17 protein-coding genes are annotated in these 19,994 nt (G+C 72.7%); 14 read left to right on the top strand and 3 right to left on the bottom strand.

The features are described from left to right. Positions 1-115 precede the first annotated feature (115 nt). The 9 genes from ACWCPN_RS34105 to ACWCPN_RS34065 all read left to right on the top strand — a co-directional run bounded on the left by ACWCPN_RS34105 (position 116) and on the right by ACWCPN_RS34065 (position 9,298). Positions 116-796, top strand: a complete 681-nt coding sequence (locus tag ACWCPN_RS34105; RefSeq protein ID WP_199212243.1) for a response regulator — start codon at positions 116-118, stop codon at positions 794-796. 124 nt (positions 797-920) lie between these two features. After that, positions 921-3,686, top strand: a complete 2,766-nt coding sequence (locus tag ACWCPN_RS34100; RefSeq protein WP_451214380.1) for a DNA translocase FtsK — start codon at positions 921-923, stop codon at positions 3,684-3,686. 279 nt (positions 3,687-3,965) lie between these two features. Further along, positions 3,966-4,808 (top strand): helix-turn-helix domain-containing protein, encoded by an 843-nt coding sequence (locus ACWCPN_RS34095; protein ID WP_451214379.1) that lies wholly within the window; start codon positions 3,966-3,968, stop codon positions 4,806-4,808. A gap of 91 nt (positions 4,809-4,899) precedes the next feature. Then, positions 4,900-6,372: a 30S ribosomal protein S12 methylthiotransferase RimO gene (gene rimO, locus ACWCPN_RS34090; RefSeq protein ID WP_392293194.1), complete on the top strand. Its 1,473-nt coding sequence runs from the start codon at positions 4,900-4,902 to the stop codon at positions 6,370-6,372. After that, the gene (pgsA, locus tag ACWCPN_RS34085; RefSeq protein WP_451214376.1) at positions 6,369-7,145 is read left to right on the top strand and encodes a CDP-diacylglycerol--glycerol-3-phosphate 3-phosphatidyltransferase; all 777 of its coding nucleotides are present in this window, start codon (positions 6,369-6,371) and stop codon (positions 7,143-7,145) included. Before rimO ends, pgsA begins: the two co-directional genes overlap by 4 nt. Beyond that, the gene (locus ACWCPN_RS34080; RefSeq protein ID WP_365129925.1) at positions 7,142-7,687 is read left to right on the top strand and encodes a CinA family protein; all 546 of its coding nucleotides are present in this window, start codon (positions 7,142-7,144) and stop codon (positions 7,685-7,687) included. The genes pgsA and ACWCPN_RS34080 overlap by 4 nt, the downstream gene beginning before the upstream one ends. 109 nt (positions 7,688-7,796) lie before the next feature. Continuing rightward, a complete protein-coding gene (locus tag ACWCPN_RS34075) occupies positions 7,797-8,171 on the top strand; it encodes a helix-turn-helix domain-containing protein (protein WP_143637031.1) in 375 nt (124 codons plus the stop codon). A 198-nt stretch (positions 8,172-8,369) separates the two neighbouring features. Beyond that, positions 8,370-8,840: a Dps family protein gene (locus ACWCPN_RS34070; RefSeq protein ID WP_451214373.1), complete on the top strand. Its 471-nt coding sequence runs from the start codon at positions 8,370-8,372 to the stop codon at positions 8,838-8,840. A gap of 125 nt (positions 8,841-8,965) precedes the next feature. Further along, positions 8,966-9,298: a hypothetical protein gene (locus ACWCPN_RS34065; protein WP_451214371.1), complete on the top strand. Its 333-nt coding sequence runs from the start codon at positions 8,966-8,968 to the stop codon at positions 9,296-9,298. Between the two features lie 76 nt (positions 9,299-9,374). Here the strand turns inward: ACWCPN_RS34065 and ACWCPN_RS34060 are convergent, their stop codons facing one another. Together ACWCPN_RS34060 and ACWCPN_RS34055 are read right to left on the bottom strand one after the other, a co-directional pair. Then, positions 9,375-10,226, bottom strand: coding sequence for an Fpg/Nei family DNA glycosylase (locus ACWCPN_RS34060; protein WP_451214369.1), 852 nt, complete (start codon positions 10,224-10,226; stop codon positions 9,375-9,377). A 65-nt stretch (positions 10,227-10,291) separates the two neighbouring features. Beyond that, the gene (locus ACWCPN_RS34055; RefSeq protein WP_451214366.1) at positions 10,292-15,307 is read right to left on the bottom strand and encodes an ATP-dependent helicase; all 5,016 of its coding nucleotides are present in this window, start codon (positions 15,305-15,307) and stop codon (positions 10,292-10,294) included. A 114-nt stretch (positions 15,308-15,421) separates the two neighbouring features. Between ACWCPN_RS34055 and ACWCPN_RS34050 the strand changes: the two genes are divergently transcribed. Genes ACWCPN_RS34050 through ACWCPN_RS34040 form a run of 3 tightly spaced genes read left to right on the top strand, consistent with a single transcriptional unit; the run spans position 15,422 to position 17,345 of the window. Further along, positions 15,422-16,261, top strand: coding sequence for an AraC family transcriptional regulator (locus ACWCPN_RS34050; protein WP_451214363.1), 840 nt, complete (start codon positions 15,422-15,424; stop codon positions 16,259-16,261). Positions 16,262-16,284: 23 nt separating this feature from the next. After that, on the top strand, positions 16,285-17,040 hold the full coding sequence (locus ACWCPN_RS34045; protein WP_451214360.1) for an AzlC family ABC transporter permease: 756 nt from the start codon (positions 16,285-16,287) through the stop codon (positions 17,038-17,040). Next, positions 17,037-17,345 carry an AzlD domain-containing protein gene (locus ACWCPN_RS34040; RefSeq protein ID WP_358939172.1) on the top strand — a complete coding sequence of 103 codons (309 nt, stop codon included), beginning with the start codon at positions 17,037-17,039 and terminating at the stop codon, positions 17,343-17,345. Before ACWCPN_RS34045 ends, ACWCPN_RS34040 begins: the two co-directional genes overlap by 4 nt. Before the next feature lie 7 nt (positions 17,346-17,352). On the opposite strand, the gene ACWCPN_RS34035 is transcribed toward ACWCPN_RS34040, so the two are convergent. Then, entirely contained in the window at positions 17,353-18,297 is a 945-nt protein-coding gene (locus ACWCPN_RS34035; RefSeq protein ID WP_451214357.1) for a hypothetical protein, read from the bottom strand. An 80-nt stretch (positions 18,298-18,377) separates the two neighbouring features. Between ACWCPN_RS34035 and ACWCPN_RS34030 the strand changes: the two genes are divergently transcribed. Next, positions 18,378-18,572, top strand: coding sequence for a DUF3046 domain-containing protein (locus ACWCPN_RS34030; protein ID WP_351669671.1), 195 nt, complete (start codon positions 18,378-18,380; stop codon positions 18,570-18,572). Between the two features lie 58 nt (positions 18,573-18,630). After that, positions 18,631-19,887, top strand: coding sequence for an AI-2E family transporter (locus ACWCPN_RS34025; protein WP_451214354.1), 1,257 nt, complete (start codon positions 18,631-18,633; stop codon positions 19,885-19,887). Positions 19,888-19,994: the final 107 nt, after the last annotated feature.

Genomic DNA, 19,994 nt, shown 5'->3' with positions numbered 1-19,994 from the left:
AGGGTGTGGCGACGGTCAGGGTGCGGCTACGATGACCGGCACAAGGACGGGCGGCGAAACGGAGTCGTCCCCTGGGGCGGCGCCCGGTGTACCGCCGGGGCGAGGAGGGCGGGCCATGGTGCAGAAGGCCAAGATCCTCCTGGTCGATGACCGGCCGGAGAATCTGCTGGCGCTGGAGGCCATCCTCTCTGCGCTCGATCAGACACTGGTGCGGGCATCGTCCGGGGAGGAAGCGCTCAAGGCACTGCTCACGGACGATTTCGCGGTCATTCTGCTGGATGTCCAGATGCCGGGCATGGACGGATTCGAGACCGCCGCGCACATCAAGCGACGCGAGCGGACCCGGGACATCCCGATCATCTTCCTCACCGCGATCAACCACGGCCCGCACCACACCTTCAGGGGCTACGCGGCCGGCGCGGTAGACTACATCTCCAAGCCGTTCGACCCGTGGGTGCTGCGGGCGAAGGTCTCCGTGTTCGTCGAGCTGTACATGAAGAACTGCCAGCTGCGGGAGCAGGCGGCGCTGCTGCGGCTGCAGTTGGAGGGCGGCGGCAAGAGCGCGGTCGGCGGCAAGGAGTCCGCGGGGCTGCTCGCCGAGCTGTCCGCGCGCTTGGCGGCCGTCGAGGAGCAGGCCGAGGCGCTGTCGAAGCAGCTGGACGACGAGTCCGCGGACGCCGCCGCGGTGGCCACGGCCGCCCATCTGGAGCGGAAACTGACGGGACTGCGGCGGGCGCTGGACGCCCTGGAGCCGGGCACGGGTGCCGGCAGCCAGTCGGTGCCGACGCAGAACTGACGTCCGCCGGGAAGGCAGTTGCCCATGAGCGTGCGTCAGTTCCGCGCCTCGGCAGGGGCGACACGAACGGGTGAAGCAGTGGGCACACGTGTCCGCTGTCGTCTCCCCCGGTAATCTCACACCCATGGCCTCACGTCCCTCCGCAGCCAAGAAGCCGCCCGCCAAGAAGGCGGCCGCTCCCGCTAAGGCTGCGGTGAGGAAGGCCGCCGCCAAGAAGGTCTCGGCCAAGAAGGTCCCGGCCAAGAAGGCGCCGGCCAGGAGGGTCCCGGCGAAGAAGGCCGTGCCGCCCAGGCCGGCCCCGAGCCCCACGGGGGGCGTGTACCGGCTCGTGCGCGCCCTCTGGCTCGGCCTGGCGCACGCCGTCGGCGCCGTCTTCCGCGGCATAGGGCAGGGCGCGAAGAACCTCGACCCGGCCCATCGCAAGGACGGCGTCGCGCTGCTGCTCTTCGGGCTCGCCCTGATCGTCGCCGCCGGTACCTGGGCCGATCTGCGCGGTCCCGTCGGCGACCTGGTGGAGATCCTGGTCACCGGCGCCTTCGGGCGGCTCGATCTGCTGGCACCGATACTGCTCGCGGTGATCGCCGTCCGTTTCATGCGGCACCCGGAGCAGCCGGAGGCCAACGGGCGGATCGTGATCGGTCTGTCCGCCCTGGTCATCGGCGTCCTCGGGCAGGTGCACATCGCCTGCGGCGCGCCCGCCCGCAGCTCCGGCATGCAGGCCATAAGGGACGCCGGCGGCCTCATCGGCTGGGCGGCGGCGACCCCGCTGACGTACACCATGACCGAGGTGCTCGCCGTACCGCTGCTGGTGCTGCTGACGGTCTTCGGGCTGCTCGTGGTGACCGCCACGCCGGTCAACGCCATCCCGCAGCGCCTGCGCGCGCTCGGCGTACGCCTCGGCCTGCTGTCCGACCCGCAGGAGTTCGGGACCGCCGGCGACGACGAGCGGTACGACGAACAGTGGCGTGAGGCGCTGCCCGCGCGCCCCCGCGGGCGCCGGAGCGCTTCGCAGGCCTACGACCCGGACGGAGCCGAGGAGGACGCGCTGGCGCACCGCCGCGGACGTCCGAGGCGCTCCGCGGTGCCGCAGCCCGACCCGCGGCGCCGGATGGACGCGGTGGACGTCGCGTCGGCCGCCGCGGCCGCGCTCGACGGGGCCGTCGCGCACGGCATGCCGCCCTCCCGAGTCGTCGCCGACCTCACCCAGGGCGTGAGCGTGGGCGAGCGCGAGGACACCACCCCGGTGCCCGCCGCGGTGCCACCGCCGGATCCGGTGCCGGTCCCAACGCCGGTCCCGGCCGCGCGCCCCAGGCAGGAGCGGCCGTCCACCGGTGGCGTCCCCGACCTGACCAAGAAGGCCCCCGAGGAGCCCCGCGACCTGCCCGCGCGCGCGGAGCAGCTCCAGCTGTCCGGTGACATCACCTACGCTCTGCCGTCGCTCGACCTGCTCACCCGGGGCGGCCCCGGCAAGGCGCGCAGCGCGGCCAACGACGCGGTCGTCGCCTCGCTCACCCAGGTCTTCACCGAGTTCAAGGTCGACGCGGCCGTCACCGGCTTCACCCGGGGCCCGACGGTCACCCGCTACGAGGTCGAGCTCGGCCCCGCCGTGAAGGTCGAGCGGATCACCGCGCTGACGAAGAACATCGCGTACGCCGTGGCCAGCCCCGACGTGCGGATCATCAGTCCCATCCCCGGCAAGTCGGCGGTCGGCATCGAGATCCCGAACACCGACCGGGAGATGGTCAACCTCGGTGACGTGCTGCGCCTCGCGGAGTCCGCCGAGGACGACGACCCGATGCTGGTCGCCTTCGGCAAGGACGTCGAGGGCGGATACGTGATGCACTCGCTGGCGAAGATGCCGCACATGCTGGTCGCGGGCGCCACCGGCTCCGGCAAGTCGTCCTGCATCAACTGCCTGATCACCTCGATCATGATGCGGGCGACCCCGGAGGACGTCCGGATGATCCTCGTCGACCCCAAGCGCGTGGAGCTGACCGCCTACGAGGGCATCCCGCACCTGATCACGCCGATCATCACGAACCCCAAGCGGGCCGCCGAGGCCCTGCAGTGGGTGGTGCGCGAGATGGACCTGCGCTACGACGACCTCGCCGCCTACGGCTACCGGCACATCGACGACTTCAACCGCGCCGTCCGCGAGGGCAAGGTCAAGCCGCCGGAGGGCAGCGAGCGCGAGCTCCATCCGTACCCGTACCTGCTGGTGATCGTGGACGAGCTGGCCGACCTCATGATGGTCGCCCCGCGGGACGTCGAGGACGCCATCGTGCGCATCACGCAGCTCGCGCGTGCGGCCGGCATCCACCTGGTGCTCGCCACCCAGCGCCCGTCGGTCGACGTGGTCACCGGCCTGATCAAGGCGAACGTGCCCTCCCGGCTGGCATTCGCCACTTCCTCGCTCGCCGACTCCCGGGTCATCCTCGACCAGCCCGGCGCCGAGAAGCTGATCGGCAAGGGCGACGGCCTCTTCCTGCCGATGGGCGCGAACAAGCCCACGCGTATGCAGGGCGCGTTCGTGACCGAGGCCGAGGTCGCGCTCGTCGTGCAGCACTGCAAGGACCAGATGGCGCCCGTCTTCCGCGACGACGTCACCGTGGGCTCCAAGCAGAAGAAGGAGATCGACGAGGACATCGGCGACGACCTCGACCTGCTGTGCCAGGCGGCCGAGCTGGTCGTCTCCACCCAGTTCGGGTCGACGTCCATGCTGCAGCGCAAGCTCCGGGTCGGCTTCGCCAAGGCGGGGCGGCTCATGGACCTGATGGAGTCCCGCAACATCGTGGGACCGAGCGAGGGTTCGAAGGCGCGTGACGTTCTCGTCAAACCGGACGAGCTGGACAACGTACTCGCGCTGATCCGTGGGGAGTCGGACGGGTAGGGCGGCGGGCCGCCCGGCGTGTCGGTGTTACGCCGGGTGGCGGCAGCGCCGTGATCCACCCGTTAGGGAGCGGCGGGCAACCGTTTCCCCTCGCTGTACGTCAAGTTGAGCGAAAGGACCGGTACGGATCCCGTCCTGGGGTATGTGTCAGTCCCACCATCGGGTTGTCGGGCCATACCGATGGCGTACAAAGACCCCCCGCCCGGTCGCCCCACCCTTTCGTACCCGCCTAGACTGAACCTCCAGCACAGGTGGCTCACACGCTCGAAAGGCGCCCCCGTGTCCATCGGCAACTCCCCTGAAGACGAGCGTCCGTTCCACGACGTGTCCGAGGAAGCCCGTCCCTCCGTCGGCCGTGCCCTGCGGCAGGCGCGCATCGCGGCCGGCCTCACGGTCGACGACGTCAGCAGCGCCACCCGTGTCCGAATCGCCATCGTGCACGCCATCGAGGCGGACGACTTCGCCCCGTGTGGCGGCGACGTGTACGCGCGCGGGCACATCCGCACGCTGGCCAGGGCCGTGCGTCTCGACCCCGCCCCGCTGATCGCGCAGTACGACGCCGAGCACGGCGGGCGGCCCGCGCCCACCCCGGCCGCGCCGATGTTCGAGGCGGAACGTATCCGCCCCGAGCGCCGGGGACCCAACTGGACCGCGGCGATGGTCGCCGCGATCGTCGCCGTCGTCGGTTTCGTCGGGTTCAGCGCCTTCAAGGGCGGCGACGGCGGCAACGACGCCAAGTCGCAGGTCGCCGAGGGCGCCTCGGCCAAGCCCAGCAAGTCGTCCTCGCCCACCACCAAGAAGGACAAGCCCGCCGCGCCGTCGTCGGAGCCGTCCGACAGCGCCATCGCCGCCGCGCCGCAGGACAAGGTCACCGTCCAGGTCAGCGCGCCGAACGGGCGCAGCTGGATCTCCGCCAAGGACCACAACGGCCGGATGCTCTTCGACGGGCTGCTGAAGAAGGGTGAGTCCAAGACCTTCCAGGACAGCTCCAAGATCAACCTGATCCTCGGTGACGCCGGCGCGATCGAGCTGTACGTCAACGGAAAGAAGATCGAGGACGACTTCCGGCCCGGCGCCGTGGAGCGTCTGACCTACACGAAGGGCGACCCCGAGGCCGGATAGGCGCAGACGGGACGCGGGTGTGACGGGGTTGGCCAAGATCGGCCAACCCCGTCGACGTGGGGTGTCAGCCAGACAAAGTAGTCTTGAGCCCATGCCTGAACGCCGTACCGTCGCACTCGTCACTCTTGGCTGCGCCCGCAACGAGGTGGACTCGGAGGAGCTCGCAGGCCGTTTGGAGGCGGACGGCTGGCAGCTCGTCGAGGACGCCGCGGACGCCGATGTCGCCGTGGTCAACACCTGTGGTTTCGTCGAGGCCGCCAAGAAGGACTCCGTCGATGCCCTCTTGGAGGCCAACGACCTCAAGGACCATGGCAGAACCCAGGCCGTGGTGGCGGTGGGCTGCATGGCCGAGCGGTACGGCAACGAACTGGCCGCGGCGCTGCCCGAGGCAGACGGCGTGCTCGGCTTCGACGACTACGCCGACATCTCCGACCGCCTGCAGACCATCCTCTCCGGCGGCATCCACGCCGCGCACACCCCGCGCGACCGCCGCAAGCTGCTGCCGATCAGCCCCGCCGAGCGGCAGGATTCCGCCGCCGCCGTGGCGCTGCCCGGCCACGGCCCGACCGACCTCCCGGAGGGCGTCGCGCCCGCCTCAGGCCCGCGCGCGCCCCTGCGCCGCCGTCTGGACGGCTCGCCGGTGGCCTCGGTCAAGCTCGCCTCCGGCTGCGACCGGCGCTGCTCCTTCTGCGCCATCCCCTCCTTCCGCGGCTCCTTCATCTCCCGCCGTCCGAGCGACGTGCTGAACGAGACCCGCTGGCTGGCCGAGCAGGGGGTGAAGGAGATCATGCTGGTCTCCGAGAACAACACCTCCTACGGCAAGGACCTGGGCGACATCCGCCTGCTGGAGTCCCTGCTGCCCGAGCTGGCGGAGGTCGACGGCCTCGAGCGGGTGCGCGTGAGCTACCTGCAGCCGGCCGAGATGCGTCCCGGCCTGATCGACGTCCTGACCTCCACCCCGAAGGTCGTCCCCTACTTCGACCTGTCCTTCCAGCACTCCGCGCCCGGCGTGCTGCGCGCCATGCGCCGCTTCGGCGACACCGACCGCTTCCTGGAACTGCTGGACACCATCCGCGGCAAGGCCCCGCAGGCCGGCGTGCGCTCCAACTTCATCGTCGGCTTCCCCGGCGAGAGCGAGTCCGACCTGGCCGAACTGGAGCGCTTCCTGAACGGCGCCCGGCTGGACGCCATCGGTGTCTTCGGCTACTCCGACGAGGAGGGCACGGAAGCGGCCACGTACGACGACAAGCTCGACGAGGACGTCGTCGCCGAGCGCCTCGCCCGTGTCTCCCGGCTCGCCGAGGAACTCGTCTCCCAGCGCGCCGAGGAGCGCCTCGGGGAGACCGTGCACGTCCTCGTGGAGTCCGTCGACGGCGAGGACGGCGTGTACGGCCGGGCCGCGCACCAGGCGCCGGAGACCGACGGCCAGGTGCTGCTCACGAGCGGCGAGGGTCTGAGTGTGGGACGTATGGTCGAGGCGAAGGTGGTCGGCACGGAAGGTGTCGACCTGGTCGCCGAGCCGCTGACGGGCTCGCCGTCGTGCAGTGAGGAGGCGGGCAGATGACCGGAGTCCCGGCGTCCGCGGCGGGCGGCTCCACCGGTGCGCACGGCGCACGTGGTGCGGCCGCCGCCGACGGTTCCGCCACCGAGGTCTCCGGCTCCGTCGCCCGTTCCACCGCTCCGGCCCCCGGTCCGGAGGGCGGTGCGCGCCCCCCGCGCGGCGGGAAGCTGACGGCCGCGGCCGTCAACCAGGCCAGCGTGTGGAACGTGGCCAATCTGCTGACGATGCTCCGGCTGCTGCTCGTGCCCGGCTTCGTGGCGCTGATGCTGGCGGACGGCGGCTACGACCCGGCCTGGCGCTCGCTCGCCTGGGCGGCCTTCGCCGTCGCCATGATCACCGACCTGTTCGACGGGCACCTGGCGCGCACCTACAACCTGGTCACCGACTTCGGGAAGATCGCCGACCCCATCGCCGACAAGGCGATCATGGGTGCGGCGCTCATCTGTCTGTCGGCCCTGGGCGATCTGCCGTGGTGGGTCACCATCGTCATCCTGGGCCGGGAACTCGGCGTCACCCTGCTGCGTTTCCTCGTCATCCGCTACGGCGTGATCCCCGCGAGCCGGGGCGGCAAGGTCAAGACGCTCACCCAGGGCGTCGCCGTCGGGATGTACGTCCTGGCACTGACGGGGTGGCTGGCGACCATGAGGTTCTGGGTGATGGCCGCGGCGGTCGTGCTCACCGTCGTCACCGGCCTCGACTACGTGCGACAGGCCATTGTGCTGCGCCGGCGGGGAATCGCCGAACGTGCGGCGGCGTTGGAGGAGAGGGAAGCGTGAGTTCCCCTGCCACCGAACTGGTGCGGCTACTGACCGTGAGGGGCGAGAGCCTCGCCGTCGCGGAGTCCCTCACCGGTGGACTGGTGGCGGCGGAGATCACGGCCGTCCCCGGGGCGTCCAAGGTCTTCCGCGGCTCGGTCACCGCGTACGCCACCGAGCTGAAGCGGCAACTGCTCGGGGTCGACGCCACCCTGCTGGCGGAGCGGGGCGCGGTGGATCCGCAGGTGGCGGCGGAGATGGCGGCCGGGGTACGCAAGGCCCTGGGTGCCGACTGGGGCCTCGCGACGACCGGGGTCGCCGGGCCCGACCCGCAGGACGGACAGCCCGTGGGAACGGTCTTCGTCGCCGTCGACGGGCCGCTCACCACCCACCCGGGTTCTGCCGGTGGCGGAAAAGTGGAGGCGCTGCGGTTGAACGGCAACCGTGCGGAAATTCGTATGGAGAGTGTACGGAGCGTACTCGCACTGCTTCTGAAGGAGCTTGCGGGCCAACAGACCGGGAATGAGCGGGCACAGGATACGGAACGGAACGGGGGGTTTTGATGTTTGCAGCCCTGAGTGAACACGACATCGCTCCCCGCACGGCCGCGGCGCAAGGCGGTACGGTGGGGCGAGAAGGATGCGGCTACGCGGTCCGAGGAGGGAGCCACCGATGATTCTGCTCCGTCGCCTGCTGGGTGACGTGCTGCGTCGGCAGCGCCAACGCCAGGGCCGTACTCTGCGCGAAGTCTCCTCGTCCGCCCGAGTCTCACTCGGCTATCTCTCCGAGGTGGAGCGGGGGCAGAAGGAGGCTTCCTCCGAGCTGCTCTCCGCCATCTGCGACGCGCTGGACGTACGGATGTCGGAACTCATGCGGGAGGTGAGCGACGAACTGGCGCTCGCCGAACTGGCCCAGTCCGCCACGGCCACCGAACCCGTGCCCACGCCGGTCCGTCCGATGCTGGGTTCCGTGTCGGTGACCGGTGTGCCACCGGAACGGGTGACCATCAAGGCGCCCGCCGAGGCGGTGGACGTGGTCGCCGCGTGACATACGCGAGCACGGCCTGACCACCCGATACGTGCGAAGCCCCGGCCGGGGCTCTCCAGGCAGACCCTGGGAGGCCCGGCCGGGGCTTCTGTGCTGTCCGGGGGACGCCCGCCCGAGGCCGCGCCCGTTTGCCGGTACCCGGGACGGCGGTCATCGTGGAGGTGACCTGACCGGCGCCGAACCCACCGGAGGAAGCGGATGTACGTCGTGAAGAGCCCGCTGCCCGACGAGGCACTGAAGACCGTGTCGGAGGCCTTGCAGGGCGCACTGGTGGACCTGGTCGACCTCTCGCTGGTCGCCAAGCAGATCCACTGGAACGTCGTCGGACCCCGCTTCCGCTCCATCCACCTCCAGCTCGACGAGGTCGTCGCCTCCGCGCGCGCCCACTCCGACACGGTGGCCGAGCGGGCCTCGGCCCTCGGCGTCCCACCGGACGGCCGCGCGTCCACGGTCGCCGCCACCAGCGGCATCGGAACCACTCCGGCCGGCTGGATCAAGGACGCGGACGCCGTCCGGGCGATGGTCGACGCGCTGGGCGCGGTGATCACGCGGATGCGGGAGCGGGTGGCGGCCACCGGCGAGCCCGATCCGGTCTCCCAGGACCTCTTCATCGGGATCACCGCCGACCTGGAGAAGCACCACTGGATGTTCCAGGCGGAGAACGCGTGAGGAGCCGCCCCGGGCCGGCCGCCCCGCACCGGATCGCGTGCCCGGTGTCCGCACGTCAGTGAGCCCTCGGTGCGCCTCCCGTCCGGGTCGGGCGGTGTTCCGGCGTCCGGCTGGAGGTGGCGGCCATGGTGATACGGATGCTGCGCTGGGGAACCGCTCTCGGCCTGGGCGCCGTGTGGTGGTGGGCCGTACTCCGGATCGCCCTCGGGCAGGGCGCGGGCGTGCTCGAAGGAGCCGTCGCCGTCGGCGGCTGGGGGCTCAGCGTTCTGCCGGTGCACTGCGTGCCCAAGGGGCGGGCGGCGGGGGCCGTGGCGGCGGGGCGGTGGACGGCCGCCTGGCGGGCGGGGAGTGTCATCACGGCGGCGCCGGGCCCCTTTTCGGAGCCGGCGGATCAGGTCCGGTGCGACGGCGGCACCTCGGGCACCGCGCCGGCCGACCTTGGTGACGACCGTCTCTGACGCGTGGATCGCGTCCCTGACGGAGCGTGGATCGCGTATCTGACGGAGCACCTTAGCGTGCCTGACGGAGCGTCGTTCAGCTGGAGGATGACCGGCGGGGATGGCGCTCACGCCAGGCCTGGGCCGTGCCCCGTGCGGGCGCCGGGCCCGTCTGGCAGTGAGGGCACCAGTAGGTGGGGCGTTCCTGGTAGCCGTCGCCCTGATCGGCGACCCGGATCGAGGCACGGCAGCGAAGGCAAGGACGCGGGGCGCGCCCGTACACGAAGAGGTCCTGCTGATGCAGCCCCGTGGTCTGCCGGACCGGGCGGTCGCGATTGCTCTCCAGCAGCTTCTTGGCGAGTCCGATCAGCCGGGTGGCGCGGTCCGCCGGCAGGGCGCCCACCGGCAGCCACGGGGTCGCGCCGACCAGGAAGCAGAGCTCGCACTTGTAGACGTTGCCGATGCCGGCCAGGTTGCGCTGGTCGAGCAGGGCCTCGCCGAGCTGACGGCCGGGATCGGCGAGCAGGTTGGTGAGGGCGAGCTCCGGGTTCCAGTCCGGGCCGAGCAGGTCGGGGCCGAGGTGGCCGACGGCCTGCTCCTCCTCGCCGGTGCGCAGCAACTCCACCAGCGGGAGGCGGTAGCCGACGGCCACGCGGTCCGCGGTGCCGAGGATCACCCGGATCTGGTGGGCCGGGCCGCCGCGCCAACGCTCGTCGGTGCCGAACACCTTCCAGGCGCCCTCCATGCGCAGATGCGTGTGCAGGGACAGGCCGCCCTCGAAGCGGGTGAACAGGTGCTTGCCGCGTGCGATCGAGCTCAGCACCGCGCGACCGGTGAGATCGACCGTCGCGTACTGCGGCACCCGGAAGTCACTGCGGATCAGCACCTTGCCCGCGAGGGCCTCGTGCAGCCGTTTCGCGGCCCGCCAGACCGTGTCACCTTCGGGCATGCGTCAAGGGTGCCACGGACGGGTGATGTGCGGTGGTGCGCATGGGGCGCGGGGGCCGCCGTGTCTCAGGCACGCAGACGCAGACCACGCGGGGTCGCGATGAAGCCGGCTCCTTCCAGCAGGGCGCCCAGGGGAGAGGTCAGGGCCTGGGCGCCGTTGATGCGCTCGACCGTGACCGTGCCGAGGGAGCCCGCTCGGGCGGCCGAGGCCAGGGCCTGGGCCGCGGTGCGCAGGCGTGGATCGTCGTCAGCTGCCGCGTCCGGGTCGGCGGGCCAGGCCAGCAGGGTCTTGCCGCCGCGCTCCATGTACAGCGTCAGCTCGCCCTCCACCAGCACCACGAGCGAACCGGCCTTGCGGCCCGGCTTGTGTCCCGCGCCGGTCGGCGGTTCGGGCCAGGGAAGGGCCGCGCCGTAGGCGCTGGCGGGGTCGGCCGCGGCGAGGACCGCGGCACGCGGGTCGGGGTCGGAGGACCGGCCACGGCGGTCGCCGAAATCGCGGTTGCCGTACGGGCCGTAAGCGGGACCGCCGCCTCTGGGGCCGCCGTAGCCGGGAGCGGCGAAGGGGCCCGCGGGGGTGCGGTCGCGTGGGGAGACGTACTCGTCCGGGGCGGATCCGTTGTTCCCGGGCGGCCAGGTGAAGCCGCCGTCGCCCGGCAGTGCCGCCTCGTCCGGCGGCCAGGTGAAGTCGCCGTCGAGGCCCGGATGGGCGAGTCCGCCGTCGGCCTGCTCGAAACCGCCGGGAGTGGTGTGACCGGCGGTGTCCCGGTCGGGGACCGCGCCGCCGGCGGGGAAGGACGAGGCGCCGTGGCCGCCGCCGAAGCCGTTGGGCAGGCCCTGCCCGCGTTCTCGGGCGTTGGAGACCGCCCGGAGGCGGTCGACCGCGCCGTCCATCGCGAACTGGGCGGCGCCCAGCCCTTCGACCACGTAACCCCGTCTGGCCTGCCCGCTGTCCTCGAAGGCGGACAGCACGCGGTACACGGCGGAGAAGCCGCCCTCGACGCCCTCCGCGGCCACCGCTCCCCGGGTGACCACGCCGTGCCGGTCGAGCAGGGTGCGGGCGAGCGCGTGTGCGCGCACCGTGGCGTCCGGTTCGGCCGTGGGCAGGAGGGACCATCGGCCGGCCACCGTCGGCGGGCCGGTGCGCGAGGTGGCGCGGGCCGCCGCGGTCAGGGAGCCGTAACGGCCGCGCGGGACGGTGCGCTTGGCGCGATGGGCCGTGGAGCCCGCGGTACGGCCGGAGCCGAGCAGGGCGCGCATCGGTGTGAGGGTGTCGTTGGTGAGCCGTCCCGACCAGGCCAGATCCCACAGGGCGTCGGCCAGTTGGGGATCGCCGGCCTCGGGGTGCGTGGTGGCGCGCACCTGGTCGGCGATCTGACGGAAGAACAGGCCGTAGCCGCCGGAAAGGGTGTCCAGCACCGACTGGTGCAGCGCCGTCAGTTCGAGCGGGTGCGGCTGGGGAAGCAGCAGCGGTGCCGCGTCCGCCATGTACAGGGAGACCCAGCCGTCCTTGCCGGGCAGGGCGCCCGCTCCGGCCCACACGACCTCGCCGGCCGCGGTGAGTTCGTCGAGCATCGCGGGCGTGTAGCCCGCGACGCGTGAGGGCAGGACCAGCTTCTCCAGGGCGGAGGCGGGCACCGAGGCGCCCTGCAGCTGCTCGATGGCACGCACCAGTCCGTCGATGCCGCGCAGTTCGTGCCCCTTGCCGATGTGCTGCCACTGGGGCAGGAACTGGGCGAGCGCGGCGGGCGGCACGGGTTCCAGCTCATGGCGCAGGGCCGCCAGGGAGCGGCGGCGCAGCCGCCGCAGCACGGCCGCGTCGCACCATTCCTGGCCGATGCCCGCCGGGTGGAACTCGCCCTGGACGACGCGCCCGGCCGCGGCCAGCCGCTGCAGGGCGCCCTCGGTGACCGCGACGCCCAGACCGAAGCGTGCCGCCGCCGTGGCCGACGTGAAGGGGCCGTGGGTGCGCGCGTACCGAGCGAGGAGGTCGCCGAGCGGATCCTTGACCGGTTCGGTGAATGCCTCGGGTACGCCCACGGGCAGCGCCGTGCCGAGGGCGTCCCGCAGGCGGCCCGCGTCCTCCACGGCCGCCCAGTGGTCGGTGCCGGCGATGCGCACCCGGATGGCGCGGCGCGCGGCGGCCAGGTCCCGCGCCCACTGCGGCTCGGCTCCCCGTTCGGCCAGCTCGGCGTCGGTCAGCGGGCCGAGCAGCCGCAGGAGGTCGGCGACCCCTTCGAGGTCCTTGACCCGGCGGTCCTCCGTAAGCCACTGCAGCTCGCGCTCCAGCTCGGTCAGCACGTCGGCGTCGAGCAGTTCGCGCAGCTCCGCCTGCCCCAGCAGTTCGGCCAGCAGCCGGGAGTCCAGGGAGAGCGCGGCCGCGCGGCGCTCGGCGAGCGGCGAGTCCCCCTCGTAGAGGAACTGGGCGACGTAGCCGAAGAGGAGGGAGCGGGCGAAGGGCGACGGCTCGGGGGTGGTGACCTCGACCAGGCGGACCTTGCGCGACTCGATGTCGCCCATCAGCTCGACGAGCCCGGGGACGTCGAACACGTCCTGCAGGCATTCGCGGATCGCCTCCAGGACGATCGGGAACGAGCCGAACTCGCTCGCCACCTGGAGCAGCTGGGCGGCGCGCTGGCGCTGCTGCCACAGCGGCGTGCGCTTGCCCGGGTTGCGGCGCGGCAGCAGCAGCGCGCGGGCGGCGCATTCGCGGAACCGGGAGGCGAACAGGGCGGAGCTGCCGACCTGGTCGGTGACGATCTGGTCGACCTCGCCCTTGTCGAAGGCGACGTCCCCGGCCCCGATCGGGGCCTGCTCGCTGTCGTACTCGGCGCCGGCCCTCACCGGTTCCTGGTCGAGCAGGTCCAGGCCCATCAGATCGGCGTCCGGCAGGCGCAGCACGATGCCGTCGTCGGCGTGCATGACCTGCGCGTCCATGCCGTAGCGCTCGGACAGGCGGGCCCCCAGGGCGAGGGCCCAGGGGGCGTGGACCTGGGCGCCGAAGGGGGAGTGCACGACGACCCGCCAGTCGCCCAGCTCGTCGCGGAAGCGCTCGACCACGATGGTGCGGTCGTCCGGGACGTGCCCGCAGGCCTCGCGCTGTTCGCTCAGGTAGGACAGGACGTTGTCCACCGCCCAGGTGTCCAGGCCCGCGCGGAGCAGGCGCTGCCGGGCGTCGTCCTTCGGCAGCGAGCCCACCTCGCGCAGGAACGCGCCCACCGCGCGGCCCAGTTCGAGGGGACGGCCGAGCTGGTCGCCCTTCCAGAAGGGCAGTCGGCCCGGCACACCGGGCGCGGGGGAGACCAGGACACGGTCGCGCGTGATGTCCTCGATGCGCCACGAACTGGTGCCCAGGGTGAAGACGTCTCCCACCCGGGACTCGTAGACCATCTCCTCGTCGAGCTCGCCGACCCGGCCGCCGCCCTTCTTGGGGTCGGAACCGGCGAGGAAGACCCCGAAGAGGCCCCGGTCGGGGATCGTGCCGCCGGAGGTGACCGCGAGACGCTGGGCGCCCGGGCGGCCGGTGATCGTGCCGGCCACGCGGTCCCACACCACGCGCGGGCGCAGCTCCGCGAACGCGTCGGACGGATAGCGGCCCGCCAGCATGTCCAGCGTCGCGGTGAACGCCGACTCGGGAAGCGAGGCGAAGGGAGCCGCGCGGCGGATCACGGTCAGCAGGTCGTCGAACTGCCAGGTGTCCAGCGCCGTCATGGCGACGAGCTGCTGGGCGAGCACGTCCAGCGGGTTGCCGGGGACCCGCAGGGACTCGATGGCGCCCGAGCGCATCCGCTCGGTGACCACGGCGGACTGGACCAGGTCGCCCCGGTACTTGGGAAAGACGACACCGGTGGAGACGGCGCCCACCTGGTGGCCGGCGCGGCCGACGCGCTGGAGCCCGGAGGCCACCGACGGCGGGGACTCCACCTGGACGACGAGGTCGACCGCACCCATGTCGATGCCCAGCTCCAGACTGGAGGTGGCGACCACGGCGGGCAGCCGGCCCGCCTTCAGGTCCTCCTCGACGAGGGCGCGCTGCTCCTTGGAGACCGAGCCGTGGTGCGCGCGGGCGATCACCGGGGGCGCGCCCTGGGCCGCCCCCGAGCCGCCCATCAGCTCGGCCGGCGAGTGGTGCTCGTCCAGGGACTCACCGGTCGCCCGCTCGTAGGCGATCTCGTTGAGCCGGTTGCACAGCCGCTCGGCCAGGCGCCGCGAGTTCGCGAACACGATCGTGGACCGGTGCGCCTGCACCAGGTCGGTGATCCGCTCCTCGACGTGCGGCCAGATCGAGGGCCGCTCGGCCCCGTCGCCGTTGTCGGCGGCCGGGGAACCGCCCAGCTCGCCCATGTCCTCGACCGGTACGACCACGGACAGGTCGAACTCCTTGCCGGACTCAGGCTGGACGATCTCCACCTTGCGGCGGGGCGAGAGGTACCGGGCCACCTCGTCCACCGGACGCACCGTCGCCGACAGCCCGATGCGGCGGGCGGGCCGCGGCAGCAGTTCGTCCAGCCGCTCCAGGGACAGCGCGAGGTGCGCGCCGCGCTTGGTGCCCGCGACCGCGTGCACCTCGTCCAGGATCACCGTCTCGATGCCGGCCAGCGCGTCGCGCGTGGCCGAGGTCAGCATCAGGAACAGCGACTCGGGGGTCGTGATCAGGATGTCCGGCGGGCGGGTGGACAGCGCGCGGCGCTCGGCGGGCGGGGTGTCGCCGGAACGGATGCCGACCTTGACCTCGGGCTCGGGCAGGCCGAGGCGTACGGACTCCTGGCGGATGCCGGTCAGCGGGCTGCGCAGGTTCCGCTCGACATCGACCGCGAGGGCCTTCAGCGGGGACACGTACAGCACCCGGCAGCGCTTCTTCGGGTCGGCCGGCGGAGGCGCCGAGGCGAGCTGGTCCAGCGCGGCGAGGAACGCGGCCAGCGTCTTGCCCGAGCCGGTGGGGGCCACCACCAGTACGTCCGAGCCCGCGCCGATGGCCTGCCAGGCGCCCGCCTGGGCCGCGGTGGGCGCGGAGAACGCCCCCGTGAACCAGCCGCGGGTCGCGGGCGAGAAGCCGTCGAGGGCTCGGTGTGCGGAGCTGACCATGCCCTCCATCCTGCACCCGGCCACTGACAATCGGGCTGACCTGGGCGAAAGGGGCAGTCCCGGGCGTGGGCCGCCCGCGGACCGGGGTCCGCCGGCCTGGCGGAGAATGGAGGCATGGCGGGTTCGGCGGAGCGGGCACGGCACTGGCGGTACGAGTCGCTGCCCGGTGTCGACCTGCTGCGTGCCCGGTACATCCACAAGACCTTCGTCCGGCACACCCACGAGAACTTCGTGATCGCGGCCATCGCCGACGGCGTCGAGGTCTTCCACCACCGGGGCTCCGACGTGTCCGCGGGCGCGGGCGCCCTCGCGCTGGTCAACCCGGACACCCCGCACACCGGCCGGGCCGGGGTCCCCGAGGGCTGGCGCTACGGCGCGGTCTATCCGTCGCCCGAGGTGGTGGCCGCGATCGCGGCCGAGACCACCACGATCCGCGGTACCCCCGGCTTCGTCAGCCCGGTCCTCGACGACCCGTATACCGTCCGCCTGGTCCACCAGGTGCTGCGCGCCGCCGAGGAGGGCAACGCGCTCGCGGCCGACACCCTGCTGCGGGTGGCCGTGACCAGGCTGCTGCGGCTCAACGGCGGCGCGCTGCCGCAGCGGACGCGCCGGACGGCCGGCGCCCGGATCGCGGCACGCGCGCGTGGCGTACTGCAGGAGGAGATGGCCGCGCCGCCGACCCTGGAACGCCTGGCCGCCGACCTCGGGACCAGCCCGTTCGCCCTGCTGAGGGCGTTCCGCGACACCTACGGGATGCCACCGCACACCTGGCTGACCGACGCGCGCGTGCGCCGCGCGCGACTGCTGCTCGACGCGGGAACCGCACCCGCCGAGGCGGCCGTCGCCGTCGGCTTCACCGACCAGCCCCACCTCAACCGCCACTTCGCCCGCATCGTAGGGGTGCCCCCGGGCGCCTACCAGCGCGAGCGCAAGAACGTACAAGACCCGGGCTGAGGCCCGGACGTACCGTCCGGGGTGTGGTACGACAGACAGCACTCGCGGACATCTCCGCCGAAGGCACCGCCAAGCCCGATTCCGCCGTCGTACGCGACGCCCTGGGCGTCGGCGTCGCGGTGGGGCTCTCCGGCTTCGCCTTCGGGGTGACCTCGGCCGGCAGCGGACTCGGACTCCTCCAGACCTGCGCGCTCAGCCTCCTGGTCTTCACCGGCGCCTCGCAGTTCGCCCTGGTGGGCGCGCTCGCCGCGGGCGGCAGCCCGTTCACGGCCGCCGCCGGCGCCTTCTTCCTGGGCGTGCGCAACGCCTTCTACGGCCTGCGGCTGTCACAGCTGCTCGCCGTCCCGCGCGCGCTGCGGCCCTTCGCCGCCCAGTGGGTGATCGACGAGACCACGGCCGTGACCCTGGCCCAGCCGACCCGGCGTGCCGCGCGGATCGGCTTCACCGTGACCGGGCTCAGCCTGTACCTGCTGTGGAACCTCACCACGCTGCTCGGGGCGCTGGGGGCCGAGGCCATCGGGGACACCGACGCCTGGGGGCTGGACGCGGCCGGCCCGGCCGTCTTCCTGGCCCTGCTGGCCCCCATGCTGAAGACGCGCACCGAGCGTGCGGTGGCGGGCCTCGCCGTTCTCCTGGGCCTCGGCCTGCTGCCCGTACTGCCGGCCGGTGTGCCGGTCCTCGTGGCCGCGCTGGCGGCGCCGGTCGCGCTCTTCGTCGAGGGCCGGCGCATCGGACGCACCCGGCGGACCGCCCCGGACGCGACGCGGGAGGACCGGTGAACACCTGGACAGCCATCGGCCTGACCGTCCTCGGCTGCTACGCGGTCAAGCTCGCCGGACTGCTCGTGCCCGCGGGCGCCATGGAGCGGCCGCTCGTCAGGCGGCTCGCCGCCCTGCTGCCCGTCGCCCTGCTGGCAGCGCTCACGGCCCAGCAGACGTTCGCCGACGGGCACGCCCTAGTGCTGGACGCCAGGGCGGCGGGGCTCGGCGCGGCCGCCGTGGCGCTGGTGCTGCGCGCCCCCTTCCTGCTGGTCGTCGCCGCCGCGGTGGTGGTGACCGCGGGGGTGCGGGCGATCGGCGGCTGAGCGCGGCTCAGCCCACGAAACGGCCGTACGCCCTGAGGGTGCGCAGCGCCTCGATCGTTACCATGGGCCGCGCCTCCAGCGTCGGGGCCGGCGCCCACTGGCGCCAGCGGACGGGCCAGCCGCCGTCCTCCTGCTGCGATCCGGCGAGGTGGTCCAGGGAACGCGTCATCTCCTCGTCCGTGAACCACGCGCGCGCGAGTGACCGCGGACTCCTCGCGAAGTCGTGCGGGAAGTGGTGCTCGCCGGGGGCGTACCCGGCCGCGACCGGGTACGCGTCGAGCCGGGCCGGGTGCAGTGCCGCCAGCCGCTGTTCGCGCACCAGGCGGCCGAGCCGGTCGGCCGCCGCCTCCGCGCGCGGGCGGTCCGGCACGGAGTCCAGGAAGGCCACCGCGGCGTGCACCTCGTAGGGGTGGGACTTCCGCAGGGACTCCACCGCCTGCCAGCAGAAGTCGGTGGCCCGGAACAGCCAGGCGTGCCACACCTCGTTGCGGTGCAGCAGTCCCACCACGGGGCCGGTGGCGAGCAGCTCGCTGGGCGGGTCGTCCACGACCGGGACGAACGGTGCCACCGGGTAGCCGCGCTGGCCGGGATCGACCGCCGGCAGCGCGCCGTCCGCGGTCGAGACGGCGGTCAGGTGACGGCACACCCGCTCCGCCCGCTGCCCGCCGCAGCGCCCGATGGCGTCCAGGACGCCCAGGGCGCGCGCGGTGTGCAGGGGCTGGCTCACGGGGCCGCGCAGATCAGGCTCCAGTGCGTGGCCGTAGCCGCCGTCCTCGTTGCGGTAGGCGTTCAACGCGGCCTCCACCGGCTCGGCGGCGCCGTTCAGGAAGTGGTAGGCGAAGAGCCGCTGCTCCAGCACGCGCGCGGTGAGCCAGACGAACTGTTCGGCGCGGAAGAGCGGGGAGCGCGCCGGGGGCTTTGGGGGGAGTGGGGAAGCTCCTGATTCGGCCATGCGACAGACCGTAGGACGGAAAGCGGTCTCGGCAGGCGCCTCCGGGCGGGCCCCACCCCCAGGGGCGGGATACTGGAGTCATGCGGTTGACGGTCTTCTGGCAGCGGATGGCGGAACACTTCGGTCCGGGGTACGCCGACACCTTCGCGCGCGATCATGTGATGACGGAGCTGGGCGGGCGCACGGTGCACGAGGCACTGGACGCCGGCTGGGACGCCAAGGACGTGTGGCGCGTGGTCTGCTCGGTCATGAACGTGCCCGGGGAGAGGCACTGAGCCGACACGAGGACTCCGGGCGGCCGTGACCACCGGCGGCGTGGGCGAGACTGGGTGCGTGGCACCCACTGACGACAATGAGCCGGCCGTCCGGCACGCAGCCTCCCCGACCGCTACGCCGCCGCACGCCAGGCGGCCGGCAGACGACGACGGCGCCGCCGAGCGGCCCGGCCGCCGTATGCCGCGCTGGCTCCCGCGCGCCATGGTGCTCGCACTCGCGCTCATCGCCTCGTTCCAGCTCGGCAGCTGGGCCTTCCACCAGCTGACCGGACTGCTGATCAACATCCTGATCGCGTTCTTCCTCGCACTCGCCATAGAGCCCGCGGTGAGCTGGATGGCCGCCCACGGCATGCGCCGGGGCCTCGCCACCTTCCTGGTCTTCCTCGGTCTGACGATCGCCGCGGCCGGCTTCGTCACACTGCTCGGGTCGATGCTGGCGGGACAGATCATCAAGATGGTCGAGGGCTTCCCCGAGTACCTGGACTCGGTGATCAACTGGATCAACCACACGTTCCACATGGAACTGCGACGCGTGGACGTCCAGGAGGGGCTGCTGCACTCCGACTGGCTGCGCAAGTACGCCCAGAACAGCGCGGCCGGCGTGCTCGACGTGTCCGCCCAGGTGCTCGGCGGCCTCTTCCAGCTGCTGACGGTCGGGCTGTTCTCGTTCTACTTCGCCGCCGACGGCCCCCGGCTGCGCCGGGCGCTGTGCTCCGTCCTGCCGCCGGCGCGCCAGGCCGAGGTGCTGCGCGCCTGGGAGATCGCCGTCGACAAGACGGGCGGCTACCTCTACTCGCGCGGCCTCATGGCGCTGATCTCCGGGATCGCGCATTACATCCTGCTCGAGGCGCTGGGCGTGCCGTACGCGCCGGTGCTCGGCGTCTGGGTGGGGCTGGTCTCGCAGTTCATCCCGACCATCGGCACCTATCTCGCCGGCGCGCTGCCGATGCTGATCGCGTTCACCGTGAACCCCTGGTACGCGGTGTGGGTGCTGATCTTCGTCGTGGTGTACCAGCAGTTCGAGAACTACATGCTGCAGCCCAAGCTGACCTCCAAGACCGTGGACATCCATCCCGCCGTCGCCTTCGGCTCGGTGATCGCGGGCACCGCGCTGCTCGGCGCGGTCGGCGCGCTGATCGCCATCCCCGCGGTCGCCACGCTGCAGGCCTTCCTGGGGGCGTACGTGAAGCGGTACGCCGTCACGGACGATCCGCGGGTGCACGGACACCGCCGGCGGGATCCGGGCCGTCCCGGCGCGTTCACACGGGCGCGGCTGCTGTGGCCACGACGGCCGGGTTCGCAGGAGTCCTCCTAGCTGCGCGGGCCGTCGGCTCCGCCCTACGCGCGGCCCCGTGCGGTGCGCTTGACACCAAAATCGAACATCCATTCTTATGGAGGCTCAGGCGAGGCTCCGGACGGGGA

This window comes from Streptomyces sp. NPDC002386, assembly GCF_053593175.1.
The sequence above is the reverse complement of the archived record's forward strand: the minus strand, read 5'-3'. Positions and strand labels throughout refer to the sequence as shown.

Bases quoted from the DNA above. Each gene is read 5' to 3' on its own strand.
- ACWCPN_RS34100 (WP_451214380.1), top strand. From the start codon at position 921: ATGGCCTCACGTCCCTCCGCAGCCAAGAAGCCGCCCGCCAAGAAGGCG.
- ACWCPN_RS34035 (WP_451214357.1), bottom strand. From the start codon at position 18,297: ATGGCCGAATCAGGAGCTTCCCCACTCCCCCCAAAGCCCCCGGCGCGC.
- ACWCPN_RS34055 (WP_451214366.1), bottom strand. From the start codon at position 15,307: ATGGTCAGCTCCGCACACCGAGCCCTCGACGGCTTCTCGCCCGCGACC.
- ACWCPN_RS34075 (WP_143637031.1), top strand. From the start codon at position 7,797: ATGATTCTGCTCCGTCGCCTGCTGGGTGACGTGCTGCGTCGGCAGCGC.
- rimO (WP_392293194.1), top strand. From the start codon at position 4,900: ATGCCTGAACGCCGTACCGTCGCACTCGTCACTCTTGGCTGCGCCCGC.
- ACWCPN_RS34070 (WP_451214373.1), top strand. From the start codon at position 8,370: ATGTACGTCGTGAAGAGCCCGCTGCCCGACGAGGCACTGAAGACCGTG.
- ACWCPN_RS34050 (WP_451214363.1), top strand. From the start codon at position 15,422: ATGGCGGGTTCGGCGGAGCGGGCACGGCACTGGCGGTACGAGTCGCTG.
- ACWCPN_RS34030 (WP_351669671.1), top strand. From the start codon at position 18,378: ATGCGGTTGACGGTCTTCTGGCAGCGGATGGCGGAACACTTCGGTCCG.
- pgsA (WP_451214376.1), top strand. From the start codon at position 6,369: ATGACCGGAGTCCCGGCGTCCGCGGCGGGCGGCTCCACCGGTGCGCAC.
- ACWCPN_RS34105 (WP_199212243.1), top strand. From the start codon at position 116: ATGGTGCAGAAGGCCAAGATCCTCCTGGTCGATGACCGGCCGGAGAAT.
- ACWCPN_RS34060 (WP_451214369.1), bottom strand. From the start codon at position 10,226: ATGCCCGAAGGTGACACGGTCTGGCGGGCCGCGAAACGGCTGCACGAG.
- ACWCPN_RS34065 (WP_451214371.1), top strand. From the start codon at position 8,966: ATGGTGATACGGATGCTGCGCTGGGGAACCGCTCTCGGCCTGGGCGCC.